The organism is Prochlorococcus sp. MIT2308 (genome assembly GCF_059772345.1).
In genome coordinates this window covers 1,680,121-1,696,439 of the sequence record NZ_CM186283.1, presented here as the reverse complement: position 1 = coordinate 1,696,439, position 16,319 = coordinate 1,680,121, and the positions used below count along the sequence as shown (strand labels likewise).

18 protein-coding genes are annotated in these 16,319 nt (G+C 36.3%); 9 read left to right on the top strand and 9 right to left on the bottom strand.

Annotated features, from left to right (window positions below):
• Positions 1-5 precede the first annotated feature (5 nt).
• On the bottom strand, positions 6-2,186 hold the full coding sequence (selD, locus tag AC6EIW_RS09665; RefSeq protein WP_498520418.1) for a selenide, water dikinase SelD: 2,181 nt from the start codon (positions 2,184-2,186) through the stop codon (positions 6-8).
• Here selD and mtnP point away from each other — a divergent pair.
• Complete coding sequence (mtnP, locus tag AC6EIW_RS09660; protein ID WP_498520417.1) at positions 2,172-3,104, top strand: S-methyl-5'-thioadenosine phosphorylase; 933 nt, start codon at positions 2,172-2,174, stop codon at positions 3,102-3,104. The genes selD and mtnP overlap by 15 nt on opposite strands.
• 71 nt (positions 3,105-3,175) lie before the next feature.
• Here the strand turns inward: mtnP and AC6EIW_RS09655 are convergent, their stop codons facing one another.
• The 5 genes from AC6EIW_RS09655 to AC6EIW_RS09635 form a co-directional block, all read right to left on the bottom strand.
• Positions 3,176-3,373 (bottom strand): photosystem II reaction center protein J, encoded by a 198-nt coding sequence (locus tag AC6EIW_RS09655; protein ID WP_011294298.1) that lies wholly within the window; start codon positions 3,371-3,373, stop codon positions 3,176-3,178.
• 11 nt (positions 3,374-3,384) lie between these two features.
• Complete coding sequence (gene psbL, locus AC6EIW_RS09650) at positions 3,385-3,504, bottom strand: photosystem II reaction center protein PsbL (RefSeq protein ID WP_011294297.1); 120 nt, start codon at positions 3,502-3,504, stop codon at positions 3,385-3,387.
• 29 nt (positions 3,505-3,533) lie between these two features.
• Complete coding sequence (gene psbE, locus AC6EIW_RS09645) at positions 3,534-3,782, bottom strand: cytochrome b559 subunit alpha (protein WP_011294296.1); 249 nt, start codon at positions 3,780-3,782, stop codon at positions 3,534-3,536.
• Positions 3,783-3,889: 107 nt separating this feature from the next.
• On the bottom strand, positions 3,890-4,906 hold the full coding sequence (locus tag AC6EIW_RS09640) for a photosynthesis system II assembly factor Ycf48 (RefSeq protein WP_498520416.1): 1,017 nt from the start codon (positions 4,904-4,906) through the stop codon (positions 3,890-3,892).
• Positions 4,903-5,259, bottom strand: a complete 357-nt coding sequence (locus AC6EIW_RS09635; RefSeq protein ID WP_498521645.1) for a rubredoxin — start codon at positions 5,257-5,259, stop codon at positions 4,903-4,905. Before AC6EIW_RS09635 ends, AC6EIW_RS09640 begins: the two co-directional genes overlap by 4 nt.
• 153 nt (positions 5,260-5,412) lie before the next feature.
• Between AC6EIW_RS09635 and AC6EIW_RS09630 the strand changes: the two genes are divergently transcribed.
• Genes AC6EIW_RS09630 through AC6EIW_RS09620 form a run of 3 tightly spaced genes read left to right on the top strand, consistent with a single transcriptional unit; the run spans position 5,413 to position 7,054 of the window.
• Positions 5,413-5,775: an NAD(P)H-quinone oxidoreductase subunit 3 gene (locus tag AC6EIW_RS09630; protein ID WP_011294293.1), complete on the top strand. Its 363-nt coding sequence runs from the start codon at positions 5,413-5,415 to the stop codon at positions 5,773-5,775.
• Positions 5,766-6,515 (top strand): NADH-quinone oxidoreductase subunit NuoB, encoded by a 750-nt coding sequence (gene nuoB / locus AC6EIW_RS09625; RefSeq protein ID WP_498520415.1) that lies wholly within the window; start codon positions 5,766-5,768, stop codon positions 6,513-6,515. The genes AC6EIW_RS09630 and nuoB overlap by 10 nt, the downstream gene beginning before the upstream one ends.
• A gap of 17 nt (positions 6,516-6,532) precedes the next feature.
• Positions 6,533-7,054 carry an NAD(P)H-quinone oxidoreductase subunit J gene (locus AC6EIW_RS09620; protein ID WP_498520414.1) on the top strand — a complete coding sequence of 174 codons (522 nt, stop codon included), beginning with the start codon at positions 6,533-6,535 and terminating at the stop codon, positions 7,052-7,054.
• Between the two features lies 1 nt (position 7,055).
• On the opposite strand, the gene AC6EIW_RS09615 is transcribed toward AC6EIW_RS09620, so the two are convergent.
• Entirely contained in the window at positions 7,056-8,453 is a 1,398-nt protein-coding gene (locus tag AC6EIW_RS09615; RefSeq protein ID WP_498520413.1) for a gluconeogenesis factor YvcK family protein, read from the bottom strand.
• A gap of 127 nt (positions 8,454-8,580) precedes the next feature.
• Between AC6EIW_RS09615 and AC6EIW_RS09610 the strand changes: the two genes are divergently transcribed.
• Both AC6EIW_RS09610 and AC6EIW_RS09605 read left to right on the top strand, forming a co-directional pair.
• On the top strand, positions 8,581-9,366 hold the full coding sequence (locus AC6EIW_RS09610) for an ABC transporter ATP-binding protein (RefSeq protein ID WP_498520412.1): 786 nt from the start codon (positions 8,581-8,583) through the stop codon (positions 9,364-9,366).
• Positions 9,367-9,370: 4 nt separating this feature from the next.
• Positions 9,371-10,216, top strand: coding sequence for an MlaD family protein (locus tag AC6EIW_RS09605; RefSeq protein ID WP_498520411.1), 846 nt, complete (start codon positions 9,371-9,373; stop codon positions 10,214-10,216).
• Positions 10,217-10,226: 10 nt separating this feature from the next.
• On the opposite strand, the gene bchD is transcribed toward AC6EIW_RS09605, so the two are convergent.
• Complete coding sequence (gene bchD, locus AC6EIW_RS09600) at positions 10,227-12,377, bottom strand: magnesium chelatase ATPase subunit D (protein ID WP_498520410.1); 2,151 nt, start codon at positions 12,375-12,377, stop codon at positions 10,227-10,229.
• 47 nt (positions 12,378-12,424) lie between these two features.
• Between bchD and folK the strand changes: the two genes are divergently transcribed.
• From folK to AC6EIW_RS09585, 3 genes are all read left to right on the top strand, one after another.
• Entirely contained in the window at positions 12,425-13,006 is a 582-nt protein-coding gene (gene folK, locus AC6EIW_RS09595; protein WP_498520409.1) for a 2-amino-4-hydroxy-6-hydroxymethyldihydropteridine diphosphokinase, read from the top strand.
• A 68-nt stretch (positions 13,007-13,074) separates the two neighbouring features.
• Entirely contained in the window at positions 13,075-13,635 is a 561-nt protein-coding gene (locus AC6EIW_RS09590; RefSeq protein ID WP_498462164.1) for an NUDIX hydrolase, read from the top strand.
• Entirely contained in the window at positions 13,632-15,113 is a 1,482-nt protein-coding gene (locus AC6EIW_RS09585) for a cryptochrome/photolyase family protein (protein ID WP_498520408.1), read from the top strand. The genes AC6EIW_RS09590 and AC6EIW_RS09585 overlap by 4 nt, the downstream gene beginning before the upstream one ends.
• A 1-nt stretch (position 15,114) precedes the next feature.
• Here AC6EIW_RS09585 and AC6EIW_RS09580 read toward each other — a convergent pair whose 3' ends face one another.
• Positions 15,115-16,284, bottom strand: coding sequence for a DegT/DnrJ/EryC1/StrS family aminotransferase (locus tag AC6EIW_RS09580; RefSeq protein WP_498520407.1), 1,170 nt, complete (start codon positions 16,282-16,284; stop codon positions 15,115-15,117).
• Positions 16,285-16,319: the final 35 nt, after the last annotated feature.

The following is a 16,319-nucleotide window of genomic DNA, read 5'->3' as shown; positions in this document are numbered from 1 at the left end:
AATATTTATTCAGGAATAAATCCTATCCTAACCCAAGGTCCTTGCCTTATCAGTTTTTCTGAATAAATAGATGGGCAACTAACAACCAAAGGGCCACAAGTTTGTGGGTCTATTAAAATTTTTAACATGGCATTATAAAACGATTTATCAGATTTAAATTCTTGAGATATGACTTCAAATCTTAAATTTTTATCTCCTTCAATATTTTTTAAAAAAATTTCATTTGCAGGAGATAAAGTACTTTCAAATCCTTTATCTAAAAGTTCTTTTACACCATCATAGACTGGTATATGATCGAGCTCAAGAATCATTTTTAAGGGTTCTAAATTCATTTTTAATTGATCTTTATTTGTAGATTCCAACATCTCAGACAAATGACCTAGCAAACCAAAACCAGTTATATCAGTACATGCATTAATTATTCTTGAGTGTGGATTTACATTTGTTAATTGATTAATATAATTTATAATATCATGCTGACTTTGATTCATCTCTTTTAAAACAGAATCAATTACATAAGGCTTTACTTGACCATTCATAAATGCAGAAAATACTATTCCAGTCCCTAAAGAGCGGCTAATTAGAATGTGATCTCCTTTTTCCATTCCACCCTTAGGCCAAAAATATTTTTTATCCTCGATAATTCCATTTACAGTTAATGAGCTTTCAATTCCTAGAGCGAAAGGCTCTTCCAAGATTTTTCTTGATTCTAATGTATGCCCTCCTATCAGTTTTGCGCCCTGAATATTTAAAGCAGAATTAATACCTTCCAATACTTGATATAATAATTCTTTTTGCAAATTACTAGGTAATGATGGCAAGTTCACAACTGATTGTGCAGAGATAACAGTTCCTCCGCATGCCCAAATATCAGAACAAGAATGAAAAGCTAAAAGCCTCCCATTTAGCCATGGATCACTAATTAAAGAAGGGAAACCATCTACACTTTGTATCAAGGTCTGACTAGAGGAGAGTTTTGCTATATCAATAGAGTCATCTGTTGAAGGTTCTATTAAATCTAATTTTTTCAACGCTGAAATCAATGGAGTAAAAGCTATTTTTGCTGCACATCCTCTACATTTAATCATCTCTTCATCAGCAAACATTGCTGAATCTTTATCTTTAATAAGATAAAACTTAGAGACAAATTCTTTATCAATTGATTCTTTCAATCTTGATAGGAAACCAAAAGGGCCAATGAACAATTCACCCCAGGATATAAAAGCTTTGGATTCCTTATTTAAAAAATTGGTATCTAAAAGTTGTATCGCTTTTCTTTGAGGGTTCCATTCCTTAAGTTTGTGACCTTTACTCATAGACTCTAAATTCTTTGCTAATGGTTTTGATGAACGTACTGCCCATACTCCAGAGGCAGGGCGGGGATGATCCTTGATCACTCCGCAATCTCCTACTGCAAATAACTCTGGATAATTAAAAACTTGAAGAGTTTTTTTTGTTAATATCCTCCCATCTTTATCTATAGGCAAACCACTATCTTTAACCCAATCAAATGATTTATTACCTGTACATATCAATTTGGGATAATAAATAGATGGATTCTTTTGTGTGATCTCAATCTTTAAATCTTTTAATTTTTTAAATAGATTTTTACTAAGTGTTCTTAGTGATCTAACTTTTAAGATAATGGACCTTTTTGGCCATCTTTTTCTTAGAGAAAAAGCCAATTCAACCCCAGAAAATCCGCTTCCAACAATTACAAACGGTTTTGCAGAAGAATTATCCTTATGGATATCTTGATCTAAAATAAATTTATAAGATTCAGAAAAAGGTTTAATTGGAACAGCTAAATCTTCATCTCCTTCTGTTAGAAATTCAGATTTTAAGTTAGTTTTTGAGCCTATATTCAACGATAATAAAGAATATTCAATTTCTGGGCGTCCTGCTAAAAGTAATTTTTTTTTCTTAGATTCAATCCCCTCAATTTCAGCCATCACAAATGAAACTCCTGCTTTTGCAGCAAGGTTCCTTAAATCAATTAGTATTTCATCAATCTTATATTTACCTGCTAAGACACCTGGGAACATCCCAGAATAAATTGTAGTGCTTGCTTTATTGACTAAAGTAATCATTCCAGCAGGCTTCAATTTTGGATTCATTGCCCATCTGCGCAAAACAAGGGCATGAGTATGACCACCACCAGCTAGAACGAGATGATCACTGAACATGATTTTTTGAATATTTCTGGGACACAATCAGATGCCTATGATTTCAAAAAAGCAAGATTAGGAATTATTGGCGGTAGCGGACTATACAGGATAGAAAATCTAAAAGATATAGTCGAGTTAAGCTTAGACACTCCCTATGGAAAACCTTCTAATAAGTTACTAATAGGCAATCTTTTTGGCTTAGAGATTGTTTTTCTAGCTCGCCATGGAGAAAAACATACTTTAAATCCAAGTGAAATCCCATATAAAGCAAACATCTGGGCTATGCGCTCATTGAATGTTAGATGGTTAATATCTGCATCAGCTGTGGGATCATTAAAAGAAGATATCAAACCTTGCGACATAGTTATTCCTGATCAATTTATTGATCGAACTCATCAGAGACCATTGACTTTTTTCAATAATGGAGTTGTAGCTCACATAAGCATGGCAAATCCTTTTTGCGAGATTCTTTCTCAAATACTTTCGCAAGAAATAGAAAAACTTTTAACTAAAGAAAAAAAAATGCACATTGGAGGAACATATCTTGCTATGGAAGGACCAGCATTTTCAACAAGAGCAGAATCAAATTTATATCGAGATTGGGGATGCTCAATAATAGGTATGACAAACCATACAGAAGCTAGGTTGGCAAAAGAAGCAGAAATTGCTTACTCAAGCATGTCCATGGTTACTGATTATGATTGCTGGAATCAAAATTCCGAAAATGTATCCGTTGAAATGGTCATTGAAAATCTTATGGAAAATGCAAATTTTGCAAAATCAATAATCTCTGCTGCCGCTAAAAGAATTTCATCATTAAGACCTTCAAGCTCTTCTCATAATGCATTGAAAAATGCATTAGTTACCCCAAAAGAACACGTACCAAATAAAACTAAAGGCAAGATCAAATTATTTACTGATAAATATTGGAGTTAAAAAACCAACCGACAAAAATTGTCAGTTGGTTCTTAGGTTATTTAAGATAATTGGTATTTTTCTAGTTAAAACTAACCAGCGTTACCGATACCAGTGTATGAACCGTAAAAGAAAATACCAAGAACAAAAATAACAGCTGTTCCACCTGCAGTAGCTACTAACCATAAAGGAAGTGCTCCCTCTGTCCACCGTCTTTCCCAGGAGACTGCAGGCATACCATTTGGTAGACGATCTCCTGCTCGTCCATCAGGTCCTTTTAATTTGCTCATGATAAAGAGTTTTAGTTAAAGAAGTAACTGGAAAAAAGAATTCCCATTACAAAAACAAGTAAGAGTCCAAGATAAAGACTTGTTCGGTTTAATTCAACCGGAACTTTATTTGGATTTGGATTGACTTGCATGGATAATAAAGCAATCAGATGAAATTTGGTTATTTCAGACGCGTGTCAAGTTCAGCCTTGGAATCAAAGCGCTGAACAACAACAGGAGCTTTGCTTTCTCCAGCCTGAAAATACGTATCTGGTCTAGGAGTTCCAAAAGCGTCGTAGGCAAGCCCAGAAGACACAAATAGGAATCCTGCCACGAAGATCGCAGGAAGTGCCACTGCATGGATGATCCAATAGCGGACACTTGTAATGATCTCAAAAAACGGGCGTTCCCCGGTAGAGCCGGCAGCCATAGCCTCACTTAATCAGCTCAGTGATCTTATCAAGCGAAATCAAAAGAAACGAACTGTGTTGCAAGGTGGTTACACAGAGTCACGGAAATCATCAAAAATTAATGATTTCAACCCTGCCATCGCAATAAATTGCCCCTTTCGCCGAATACAAAACCTTTCCGACTGTCACTATTGGAATCGTCCACAAACAAAATTCTAATGAAATTTGTTGGAACAAATTCACCAACAGGATCTTTTTCCCAAGTTTGTCCATCATCATTGCTGACTAATAAAGTTCCGCTTCCTCCAGCTGCCCAAATGGAATTAGATGGATCCCAAGCAAGATCTTGATAGTTATAACCGTTCACGATTGGGATAATGGGCTTTGACCAAGAGTCGACATCATCAGAGTTTGCATTAAATCTGATTTCAGCACCTCTAGAAAGCATCCATAAATCGCCATTTGGCTGCTCACCAACACTTTGCACTCTCTTGCTACTTGCTCTTTGATGGGGACTCCATGTTGTCTCGCCTGGATTTAGAACTGAAAAAAAGTTACCTAGACTACTAACACTTAAATAACCACCGCTGTTTGTACGTCTTAATTCTCTTACTCCTCCCGAGCCGGAGGTATCAACAACCATTGCTTCCCAATTTGTACCTGCATCAGTTGTTTTATAGATTGCTCCAGCAGTAGTTGCCAACTCAGCAGAATCAGTATCGATTGTTGTTATCAAATATGGATCTCCTGGCAACTTATTTCCCAAATTGAGTCGAGTCCAATTTTTCCCTCCATCAGTTGTATGAAGAATCAAACCTGGTTGACCTGCAATCCATCCTTCTTGGCCTTTAAAATCAACGCTTATCAGACGAAAATTACCTTCGCTTGGAATATCCAAATTTCTTTCTTTCCAAGTAATTCCTCCATCATTTGTCTCAAGAATCAACCTATTTGTACCAACTAAAAACCCATTCTTATCATCTACAAAGTCAACGTCTAATGGGTTTGCTTCAGTATTGAGGTCAACAAGTGACCAAGGACTTGACGAGCCCATTGAAGCATTACTAACAGTACAACTACTAAGAGCTATTCCAACTATGAAGACAAGAGTCAAGTTGATGACATTTGAAAACAGACGTTTCATTTCAAAGAATAGAGAGAGAGAAAACAGGCAGCGGCTAAAGCCAGGCTTCCAAAAATAAGAACGTTTTTCTGGCCTGAAGGAAGTTTATTAAATCCAAAGCCATAAGTAAGGTTTTCTTCAAATCCACTAGGCTTTGATTTAGGTCCAATATCCTTATATCCACCAAATCCTACTCGACAGACTGGACATCTAAACTTGTCTCTATCTATATCTAGAAATGCCGTTCCTGGTTCAATATTTAGCTTTTTTATACCTTCAGCGGGGTCATAAATAAAACCGCAGCTCATGCACTCGAAGCGATTTAATTTTGGATCAAATTCCTCGGTTGAGCTTTTTGGTTCAAATGAAATTATTTGATTTTGTTTTTCATTAGAATTGAGATCTTCAAAAGGATTTGATTTTGTTTTTGTGTCTTGACTCACAGTTTTCACTTTCACATATGACAACTCTATGGCACAAATCCACAAAATGACTGTCAGAATGATATTGAAATCAGTAATTCATTCATGTTTTCCCTTCAGGGTTATGAGTATTTCTTAGGATTTCTTCTGATTTCCGGAGCCGTTCCCATTCTTGCTCTTACAACAAATAAGCTAATAGCACCAAAAAGCAAAGCTGGAGAAAGACAACTTACATACGAATCAGGCATGGAGCCCATTGGAGGTGCATGGATTCAATTTAATATTCGTTACTACATGTTTGCACTTGTTTTCGTTATATTCGATGTCGAGACAGTGTTCCTTTACCCATGGGCAGTTGCATTTCACAAACTGGGGTTATTAGCATTTATCGAAGCACTTGTTTTTATCACAATATTGGTTGTGGCATTAGCATATGCATGGAGAAAAGGTGCCCTTGAATGGAGTTAAACCCCTTGAACAAATCTCCCTCTTCCGAAGCAGTAAGAAATCTTAGAGAGGCTTCATGTGGACCTGTCGGAACGCCTGCAGTAACTAACGATCTAAGCGAAAACATAATCCTTACTAGCCTTGAAGATCTTCACAATTGGGCAAGACTAAGCAGTCTGTGGCCGTTACTTTATGGGACTGCTTGTTGTTTTATCGAATTCGCAGCTCTAATTGGATCTAGATTTGATTTTGACAGATTTGGATTGGTACCAAGAAGTTCTCCTAGGCAAGCTGATCTCCTAATAGTTGCAGGCACTGTCACAATGAAAATGGCACCTGCTCTTGTAAGGCTTTATGAGCAAATGCCAGATCCAAAATACGTAATTGCCATGGGAGCTTGCACTATTACAGGTGGGATGTTCAGCGCAGATTCAACTACAGCAGTTAGAGGTGTTGATAAACTAATCCCAGTTGACCTTTATCTTCCTGGGTGTCCTCCAAGACCAGAAGCAATATTCGATGCCGTTATCAAATTAAGAAAAAAAGTTGCCAACGAATCAATTTCTGAGAGATCGAAGATTACTCAAACTCATAGGTATTTAACCATTCCTCATAAGATGAGGAGATCCGAGTCCAAAGTCAACGGTAAGTACCTTAGTGCAAAAACACAATTGATTGCGTTAAACCCCTCTCTATCTGAGGAATTTGATCAATCTTTAAAAGAGGTTCAAAAAATATCTGAAGAACTTTCAAGTAATTAAACTCCTCCTTAATAAACATGACAAATGATTCAAAAATAATAGTTGAAGAAAAAAACTCTGGCCCCATAAGTGAATGGCTTTCCAAGAATGGATTTGAGAACATTCCTCTCGAAAATGATCATTTAGGCGTTGAAGTTATAAAAATCATTCCAACCAATCTCCTAGCAACAGTTGAAGCATTAAAAATTGAAGGGTTTAATTACCTCCAATGTCAGGGTGGATACGACGAGGGACCTGGTTTAAATATAGTCTGTTTCTATAATTTAATAGAAATGAGTGAATTTAAAAAAGATATTTCTCCCCGTGAAGTAAGACTAAAAGTATTTCTTACTCGTGATGGGGATATGACTGTTCCAAGTTTGTATAGTCTTTTCAGAGGGGCCGATTGGCAAGAAAGAGAAACATTTGATATGTATGGTGTTAATTTCAAAGGGCACCCTCATCCAAAAAGACTTTTAATGCCCGAAGACTGGAAAGGTTGGCCACTAAGAAAAGACTATGTTCAGCCAGATTTTTATGAAATGCAAGATGCGTACTGATTTATTTCCTTTTTTTGTATCTTCTATAAAATCTCATTATTGCTAAAGCCAGACTTCTTGGATCATGCCTCAAAGTTGGATTAATCTTTGAAGATTGAAGAGAGGCAAAATAAACCTTATAGCCTCTAGATTCAAGATCGATCTTATTGCATTTGACTGGTTCAGACCCTTTTGATTTGTAGTAATCAATTAGTGGAGAAGGTTCTAATTCATCTTGAGCAAGGATTGAACTAAATATTTTCCTTGTAATTCCAATGGATGCCAATTGAGCTTCCATCGCCCTTACATGACCTGAAACATCAAGTCCATCAGTTTCACCTGGTTGAGTCATTAAATTGCATATATAAAGTTTTGGAGCTTTGCTTTTCTCTATCGCTTCGACTATTTCAGGAACAAGCAGGTTCGGGAGGATAGATGTGAACAAACTTCCTGGGCCTATCAAAATGATTTCAGCATTTCTTATAGCTTCCAAAGCTCTAGGCAAAGCTGGGGGTCGCGCGGGATAACAACCAATTCTCATTATTGGTGCGCATGCTTTCCCAATAGCCGATTCACCATCTATTCTCTCACCATTTTCAAGTTCAGCCCACAATTGAACATCTACATTAGTTGCTGGTACAACTTGACCCTGAACAGCCAGAACTTTACTTGAGGCAGTAATTGCTGTCTCTAAACTTCCAGTTATTGCAGTTAAAGCAGAAAGGAAAAGATTTCCAAAACTATGTCCCTTAAGTCCACTTCCAGCAGGAAAACGATACTGAAAAAGACCTGTTATTAGTGGCTCTTCCGTTGCTAAAGCTGCTAAACAATTTCTAATGTCGCCAGGAGGCTGAACTCCAAGCTCTCTCCTAAGAACTCCACTACTTCCTCCATCATCTGCAACAGTAACTATTGCTGTGATTCGACTGCTATATCTTTTTAAACCTTTTAATAATGAAGATAAACCTGTTCCTCCTCCAATAGCAACGATATTCGGACCTCTATTTAATTTTTGTTTAGCTCTTAAAGCATCAACTAAAAAAGTATCTTTCTTGGAACCTAACGCCTGCTTAATAGATTCAAAACTTCTTCCTTGTCCCCAAATCAACAGAGATATACCTATCAAAAAGACTATTGGTCCAGAAATATTTCTAGGGATGAAAGTTGTTATGAATCCTAAAAACAAAAAAAGCATTTCTACAACCCAATAAATTGGACGCAGATCAGCCCATATTGCCGCTCCAATCAAAGCAATTAACAAGCCCAACCCAGATGTGAGCATCCACCTCTTCAATACTAGACCTGGCAATAGCCAGCCAATTGCTCTTTTAAAGCGCTTATAAAGTTGAAAAGACAAACTAGCGAAAAAGGTTTTACGCAAAGTAGAGCTTTTAAAATTTCTTTTTCTTCTTTTTTTCAATGGATTTAAGTTAGAGAAGATTTCAACAAAGAGATCTAAATAATTAATTCATATAAAATCTAATTAAGCTTCACAATTTACGTATCTCATACAAAATGAGATACGTAAACAAACATTAGGAGAGAGTGTGCCAAAAAACACTCAAGTAATGTTGATGAAAAATCTCAGTGTGGAGCTGGGATCAAAGAAAGTTCTCAATGTGGTTAATCTTGCCATGAGTGCTGGTGAGAGGCTGGCAATTGTTGGTCCATCCGGCTCAGGCAAATCAACAATACTTCGTTTACTAGCTGGATTACTCTTACCTTCCAGCGGAAGCCTTCAAATATCCGGCATTGAGCAACAATATTTAAGGCTAGATCAAAATACACCCCCCGATGTGAGATTAGTTTTCCAAAACCCAGCGTTATTGGCATCTTTAACTGTTCGGGAGAATGTAGGGTTTTTGCTTGAAAAACAACAAATTTTTTCCAAAGAGATTATTAACCAAAAAGTCATAAATTGTTTACAGAAAGTAGGCTTATATGATGTCGCAGAAAAATTTCCCAATCAACTTAGTGGGGGAATGCAAAAAAGAGTAAGTTTTGCCCGTGCCTTAATTAGTGACTCCAAAAAAGGGAAAGGCTCAATTCCACTTCTACTATATGACGAACCAACGGCTGGTTTAGATCCAATAGCTTGTACACGAATTGAAGATCTAATTATTAAAACAACTGATGCTGCTGATGGCTGTTCAATCGTAGTTAGTCACGTTTCAAGTACAATTGAAAGAACGGCTAATAGAGTTATTTTGCTTTACGATGGGAAGTTTAAATGGGATGGATCTATAGATCAATTTAAACAAAGTGAAAACTCCTATGTAAAACAATTTCGCACAGGTAATCTTCAAGGACCAATGCAACCTGAGGACTTTTAAATTTATGCGTAGAAGTTTACGAGATGCATTTGTTGGATTTTCACTATTAGGTGGATTGGTTATCTTTTCAGGAGCAATGCTTTGGTTAAGAGATTTTCGTTTAGGCTCTAAAACATGGGAAATATCTGCGAGCTTTAAAGATGCAAGTGGTCTTGCCAAGATGTCTCCGGTTACTTATCGGGGAATCATTGTTGGTTCAGTTCAAAAGATAAATTTCACCCCAAATACTGTTGATACTAAAATTAAACTAAACAACGATAATCTGATTTTACCAAAACCTGTAATAGCTAAAATAGTTACAAGCTCTATGCTTGGCGGAGATGCGCAATTATCATTAGTTTCAATGGGCAAGTCATTAAATAGAAAAGAAATAATTACAGTCAAAAAAGATTGTCCTAACAAAAGAATTTTATGTTCTGGAGACAAGATTAAAGGTGTAGAAATGACAAGTATATCTAGTTTGACCGAGGGTATAAATGGAATGATTGATGAAGCAGATAGACAATCAATCGTCAATAAAATATCAGAATCTATTCAACAATTTGATAGAACTCAAGCCAACCTTGATGAACTTGTTTTATTATCTAAAGCAGAACTTCTAAGAGCAAAACCTATCATTTCTGAATTAACAAAAGCTTCTATTCATTTAAATAATATTCTTGAAAGTCTTGACAATCCTAAGACCCTTAAAGATATTCAGGAGCTTGCCGCAACATCTACTTCACTAACAAAGAAAATTGATCAGATGAGTTCAGACATGGTAAATATTATGGAAGACAAAGAACTCTTAGATGCTTTAAAAAGGGTGACTATAGGTTTGGGTAAATTATTTGATGATATATACCCTTAAAAAACGAGTTTCAGGTGACGCTATTAATTGCATCCATTGCAATTGAAGCAATAGCTTTATCACTTGCCTTGGGTAATTGAACATATTTGCCACCAGATGCCTCAGCCAAATCTTTTCCCATACCGCTTGCAATAAACTTTCTTTCTGTATCAATCACAAGCAACTTAATGCCAAGTGCTCGATAGCGAGAAGCAACATCAAGAACTTCTTGCTTCAAGTCAGGAGGTTCTTCTCCCTCAAGAATAGGTTGTCCTAGTGAAGTACTTAATGGAACATTTCCTCTTCCATCAGTTATTGCTACGACGACGACCTGGCCAAGATCTCCTGTTGCTAAAGCATTTGCTCCTACTCGAGCAGCTTGAGTCAAACCATGCGCAAGTGGAGACCCTCCCCCACATGGCATTGCCTCAAGTCTTCTTTTTGCAGCAGTGATTGATCTTGTAGGAGGAAGCAAAACTTCTGCTTGATCTCCTCTGAAAGGAATAAGAGAAACCTCATCTCTATTTTCATAAGCTTCAGTTAGCAGACGAATAACAGCCCCCTTAGCACTTTGCATTCTATTTAGAGCCATTGAACCACTTGCATCAACCAAGAAAATAACTAATGCACCTGCCTTGCGCTGTAGTAATTTTGCACGCAAATCACCCTCCTCAACAATAACTTTTCTATTAGGTTCTCTTTCTCTTCTAGCTTTTTGATAAGGAGCTGCAGCTCTTAAAGTGGCGTCTACTGCAATCCTTCTGACAGGACCTCTTGGAAGAATTGGTTTTACATATCTTCCTCTGTTATCACTTAAAACAGCTGACCGACTTCCGCTATTTCCACTCTTTGATTTAGCAGATGAAAAAAGCAACAAATCAGGATCAACAGCACATGCTTCTGGGTCAAGCATAAATTCTTCAGGAATGGGAGGGGAAGACTCTTCATCTTGCTCCTCCTCCTGATCTTCTTCTTGATCTTCTTCTTGATCATTATTGTCTTCCGAATCTTCTGGGGGCGGCGGCGGCGTCTGATCTTCTGGCGCTGGGGGCTCCATTTCCTCTTCTGAGGGCATTTGCATTGCCCTCGGAGCAATTACAAGTCTTACTGCCGCCTTTAGATCTTCTGCGTCAACTGAATCTCTCCCGCATAAAGCAGCATGAGCCTTTGCAACTCTTACTGCATACAGCTCTGACCTATGACCTTCTACGCCTCCACGAATAGCCTCAACAACTAAGTATTCAATTTGATCCTCACTGATTTGAACATCTGGAAGCCATTGCCTTGCCAAAAGTAATTGCGTTGATAGAGATTCTGTATCTTCAGCCCATTTCTTAGAAAAAGCTTCGCTCGACTGCCCATGAGAAATAGCAGATTGGGTTATTTCAACTCTTTGTTCATTAGTAATTAATTGATCTGCAGACAGCACAATTGCAAATCTGTCCAAAAGATGGTCCCGCAATGCCCCTTCTTCAGGATTGTAAGTAGCAATCAATAGAGGACGACATGGGTGACTTAGACTCAATCCTTCTCGTTCAACTTTATTTTCTCCTGCCCCAACCGAAGCTAGAAGAAGATTAACAATGCCATCATCCAATAAATTCAATTCATCTATGTACAAAACTCCTCTGTGAGCTTCAGCTAGCAGACCCGGCTGAAATACTGGTGCTCCACTTGATAACGAAGCAGCAACATCCACAGCACCAACAAGCCTATCTTCGGTTACTCCCAAGGGAACCTGAATAAAAGGAGCAGGCACAACTTTTTTAGGGAGATTTTCTAAGTCATTAGTATTTTCAAGATTGCCAATATTTTTCGTAAATAGCTTTTTAGTCAAATCATCCCACTCCTCTGGAAAAGAAGGATCTAAATTTCTACCCGCTGGATAAATAAATGAATCATCATCACCTTTAATATTGGTTAATATTTCTAAATCAATTATTTCAATAGGTGGGAGAAGTGCGTGCAACCCTCTTGCTAAAACCGATTTACCAGTGCCACGACCACCTGCAATGATCACACCTCCCAACCCGGGGTCCACAGCCGCAAGCATCAAAGCAAGCTTTAAAGTTCCATGACCTGTAATTGCAGCCAAAGGGAAAGAACGATTAGCTCTATCCATGACAGCTATGTCTTTTTTAGCCGAAGACATATTGTTGTTTTTCAATCCGCTGGAAACCATAGGGTTGGATAAATCAAGCAAATTTTTAAAAGTCTTTTAATACTCGCATGACTTATGCAAAACAAAAACCAGAATTGAAACTCGTCATCTCAATAGGCGCTAATATCCCTGGAATTCTTGGAGATCCCATAAATACAATCGTTGCCATAAGGCCGCAAATAGAAAAAAGCATACTTGAGTGGAATGTTGATTTAAATTATCCAGAAAATCACTCTCAAAATATTGATAAGTCTTTATCTTTTCAATGGGCGCCGCTGTTTGAGACTGAACCTCTCGGGGTTCAAATTAACCAACCTAAATTTATTAATACTGTACTAGTTGTAGAAGGGAAAGGATTCGCCAATGTTAAGCCAAACGAGGAAGCAGCTATCTTATTAATGAAGAAATTTTTAGAATTAGAAAAAGTCGCAGGCAGAAAAAGAGAGAACACAGAATCTTTATGGGGGCCAAGATCTCTAGATATTGACTTCATTTCTTGGGGAGAACTTAAGGTAGATAGCAGAACTCTGATTTTGCCTCATCCAAGATTAAGTGAAAGAAACTTTGTTTTAATTCCCCTTACAGAAGTTTTATCAAAAGCTCAAGGGAAACCGACAAGAATACATTCTAAAAACATTTGGCCTGAATAAAACTCGTAACAAAAATCACCAACCTTTTTTCAAAAAATCAGTCATCCTATTACTAATAAAAAAAATGCATGTCTATTCCAGGACCTGAACCATCAGAAATTATTGAGACAAAAGCTTGTCTTGATGCAAAAAAAATTCGTTTTGAAATTAATAAATTTCTTTTACCTAATTCAATGGAGGGCGAATTCGGAGTCATTCGTCATCCAGGAGCTGCATTGGCAGTACCCATAACAGATTCTGGAGAAGTCGTTATTCTTCGTCAATACAGATTTGCTTGCTCGAGAAGAATTCTTGAATTTCCAGCTGGAACATTAGAAGCTGGTGAAAGTCCACTTGAATCAATTAAAAGAGAAGTTCAAGAAGAAAGTGGTTACTCTGCTAAAAGATGGGACAATCTTGGAGAAATGCTTCCATGTCCAGGATATTCAGATGAAACAATTCATCTCTTTCTTGCAAGAGATTTAACTAAACTTAATCAGAAGCCTGAGGGCGATGCAGATGAAGATATTGAAGTATTAAAAATTGCACCCGAAAAGTTAAATGAAATTATTGCAAGTGGAGAAGAATCACTGGATGGTAAAACTATTACTGCATGGTTCAGAGCATGCCAAATCTTGAATAAAAAATGACAAAGTTTCGATCAATATTTTGGCATAGAAGAGATTTAAGAATTGAAGACAATATAGGTCTATTTGAAGCAACTATAAATTCAAAAAATCTCATAGGATTATATATTTTAGATCCTATTCTTTTAAATCTCAATAGAACTACATCTGAGGCTAAAAATTGGTTTTTGGGCGAAAGCCTTTTAGAGCTTCAAAAAAATTGGCTAAAGAGAGGAAGCCGTCTATTAATATTGAATGGAGATCCTATTAAATTAATTTCTAAATTAGCTGATTTAATAAAAGCTGAATGTATTTACTGGAACGAAAACATTGAGCCCTATGAAATCAACAGAGACAAAATAATCACAGAGCAGCTTAAAAAAGATAAAAGGAAAGTATATACATTTTTAGATCAATTAATTGTTAATCCAATTAATATTAAAACAAACAATCAAGAACCTTATAAAGTATATGGACCTTTTTATCGTAAATGGATTGATATAATCAATCAGACAAATATAACTAAAGAAAATTCAATAGATATTTCAAGAACATCTGAGAGAATTCGAGGTCTAGATGATAAAGAATTGTCACTAATTAAAAACTCAGATTTAAACTATTGCATAACAAAAGAAAGTAAGCCTATTTATGATTTACTTTCTTTAAATAGATTCAAGGATACTAATCTTTGTCCTTGTAAACCAGGGGAGTCTGAATCAAAAAAGCAATTAGATTTTTTCATAAATTCAGGAATTATAAATTCATATAATGAAGCAAGAGATATTCCATCATTAGAATCAACTTCTAATCTAAGTGCTGCTTTAAGTCTAGGGACAATAAGTTGCAGGGCAGTATTAAATGGGGCTAAACAATCAAAAAATCTAGCGACAAACCAATGTCAAATAAATTCTATTGATACATGGATAAAGGAACTTGCTTGGAGAGAGTTTTATCAAAATGCTCTTATTAATTTCCCAGAGCTTGAGAAAGGTCCATATAGAAAAAAATGGTTAAATTTTCCATGGCAAAATAACTCTGATTGGTTTGAAACTTGGGGAAATGGATTAACTGGTATCCCAATTATTGATGCTGCGATGAGACAACTTAAGCATTCTGGATGGATGCATAATCGTTGCAGGATGATTGTTGCTTCTTTTCTAGTAAAAGATCTTTTGATTGATTGGAGATGGGGAGAACTTTTCTTCATGAAAAGCTTAGTTGATGGTGACTTGGCATCAAATAATGGAGGTTGGCAATGGAGTGCTAGCAGTGGAATGGATCCAAAACCTATGAGAATATTTAATCCATTTAGACAAGCGACTAAATTCGACGAAAATGGTAATTATATCCGAAAATGGATTCCGGAGTTATCACACATTTCTACGCCTAATTTACTTTCAGGTGAAATAATTTCTGCGGAGAGAAATGGCTATCCAAAACCTATAATAAACCATAAAAATCAAACATCAATCTTCAAAGAATTATATTCGAGTATTAAGTAAATTATTTTTTATAAATTTCCTTTATTTTATCAATTACATATGATTGCTCAATGGATTTCAACTCGGGGAAAATAGGTAAACTAATCACCTCACTACATACTTTTTCAGTGATAGGAAGAGACCCTTCCTTATACCCTAACTCTTTATATGCAGGCTGGAGATGTATGGGTATTGGGTAATAAATTATTGTATTTACTCCAAGCCTTTGAAGTTCAGTTTTAAATAGATCTCTACTAAGATTAGAGAGAACATCCTTGGAAGTAAATTTAGTGTTTTCAACAAAAGATTTGTCGATTATTCTTATTGCAAATTGATTCCAAGAATGACTAGAATTATTGTTAAAAGTATAAGATGGTAATTTAATTGAATCTATAGTTGATAACGTATTTATATAATTAATTGCTATTGCTTTTCTCTGCTCAATCCATTTATTTAATCGAGCTAACTTAACATTTAAGATTGCAGCTTGTAATGAGTCGAGTCTACTATTGTATCCAATTCTTGTATGAAAATATCTCTTTGGCATCCCATGAATAGCTAATTCCCTAATTATTTTTGCCAAATCATAATCATCAGTAGTTATGGCTCCTCCATCACCTGCTGCACCTAAGTTTTTAGTAGGGAAAAAACTAAAACAACCCACATCTCCATAACTTCCTACGGGTTTACCTCGCCAATGAGCACCAGCTGCTTGCGCGCAATCTTCTATAACCTTTAGATTATTTCGTTCAGCAATTGCAATTATTTTATCCATATCTAGTGGATGACCAAACAAATGCACAGGCAAAATAGCTTTTGTTTTTGGAGTTATTGCTTCTTCTATTAAATCCAGATCCATAAGATAATTTTCAGGATCAATATCTACAAAAACCGGCCTAGCTCCAACACTTGTAATTGCTTCTGCAGTAGCAAAAAAACTAAATGATGAGGTAATAACCTCATCACCTTGTCCAATATTTAATGACCTTAAAGCAAGAATTAATGCATCAGTTCCACTATTACAACTAACTGAGTAAGAAGTTTCTGTAGATAAGGCAAAAGCTTCTTCGAAGGAAGTTACCTCTTCTCCTCCGATATATTTTCCGCTTCTAAAAACCTTTATTAAAGCTTCTTCAATCTCTTCTCCAATTTCAGAAATTTGATCTTCAAGGCTAAAAGGAGGTATTTGCATAACTATTTAAATTAAGTTGCAAGAATGAACAATCA

What these genes read in the sequence shown, in the direction of transcription:
- mtnP (WP_498520417.1), top strand. Translation starts at nt 2,172, where the DNA reads ATGATCACTGAACATGATTTTTTGAATATTTCTGGGACACAATCAGAT.
- selD (WP_498520418.1), bottom strand. Translation starts at nt 2,186, where the DNA reads ATGTTCAGTGATCATCTCGTTCTAGCTGGTGGTGGTCATACTCATGCC.
- AC6EIW_RS09655 (WP_011294298.1), bottom strand. Translation starts at nt 3,373, where the DNA reads ATGAGCAAATTAAAAGGACCTGATGGACGAGCAGGAGATCGTCTACCA.
- psbL (WP_011294297.1), bottom strand. Translation starts at nt 3,504, where the DNA reads ATGCAAGTCAATCCAAATCCAAATAAAGTTCCGGTTGAATTAAACCGA.
- psbE (WP_011294296.1), bottom strand. Translation starts at nt 3,782, where the DNA reads ATGGCTGCCGGCTCTACCGGGGAACGCCCGTTTTTTGAGATCATTACA.
- AC6EIW_RS09640 (WP_498520416.1), bottom strand. Translation starts at nt 4,906, where the DNA reads ATGAAACGTCTGTTTTCAAATGTCATCAACTTGACTCTTGTCTTCATA.
- AC6EIW_RS09630 (WP_011294293.1), top strand. Translation starts at nt 5,413, where the DNA reads ATGTTTTCCCTTCAGGGTTATGAGTATTTCTTAGGATTTCTTCTGATT.
- nuoB (WP_498520415.1), top strand. Translation starts at nt 5,766, where the DNA reads ATGGAGTTAAACCCCTTGAACAAATCTCCCTCTTCCGAAGCAGTAAGA.
- AC6EIW_RS09620 (WP_498520414.1), top strand. Translation starts at nt 6,533, where the DNA reads ATGACAAATGATTCAAAAATAATAGTTGAAGAAAAAAACTCTGGCCCC.
- AC6EIW_RS09605 (WP_498520411.1), top strand. Translation starts at nt 9,371, where the DNA reads ATGCGTAGAAGTTTACGAGATGCATTTGTTGGATTTTCACTATTAGGT.
- bchD (WP_498520410.1), bottom strand. Translation starts at nt 12,377, where the DNA reads ATGGTTTCCAGCGGATTGAAAAACAACAATATGTCTTCGGCTAAAAAA.
- folK (WP_498520409.1), top strand. Translation starts at nt 12,425, where the DNA reads ATGACTTATGCAAAACAAAAACCAGAATTGAAACTCGTCATCTCAATA.
- AC6EIW_RS09590 (WP_498462164.1), top strand. Translation starts at nt 13,075, where the DNA reads ATGTCTATTCCAGGACCTGAACCATCAGAAATTATTGAGACAAAAGCT.
- AC6EIW_RS09585 (WP_498520408.1), top strand. Translation starts at nt 13,632, where the DNA reads ATGACAAAGTTTCGATCAATATTTTGGCATAGAAGAGATTTAAGAATT.
- AC6EIW_RS09580 (WP_498520407.1), bottom strand. Translation starts at nt 16,284, where the DNA reads ATGCAAATACCTCCTTTTAGCCTTGAAGATCAAATTTCTGAAATTGGA.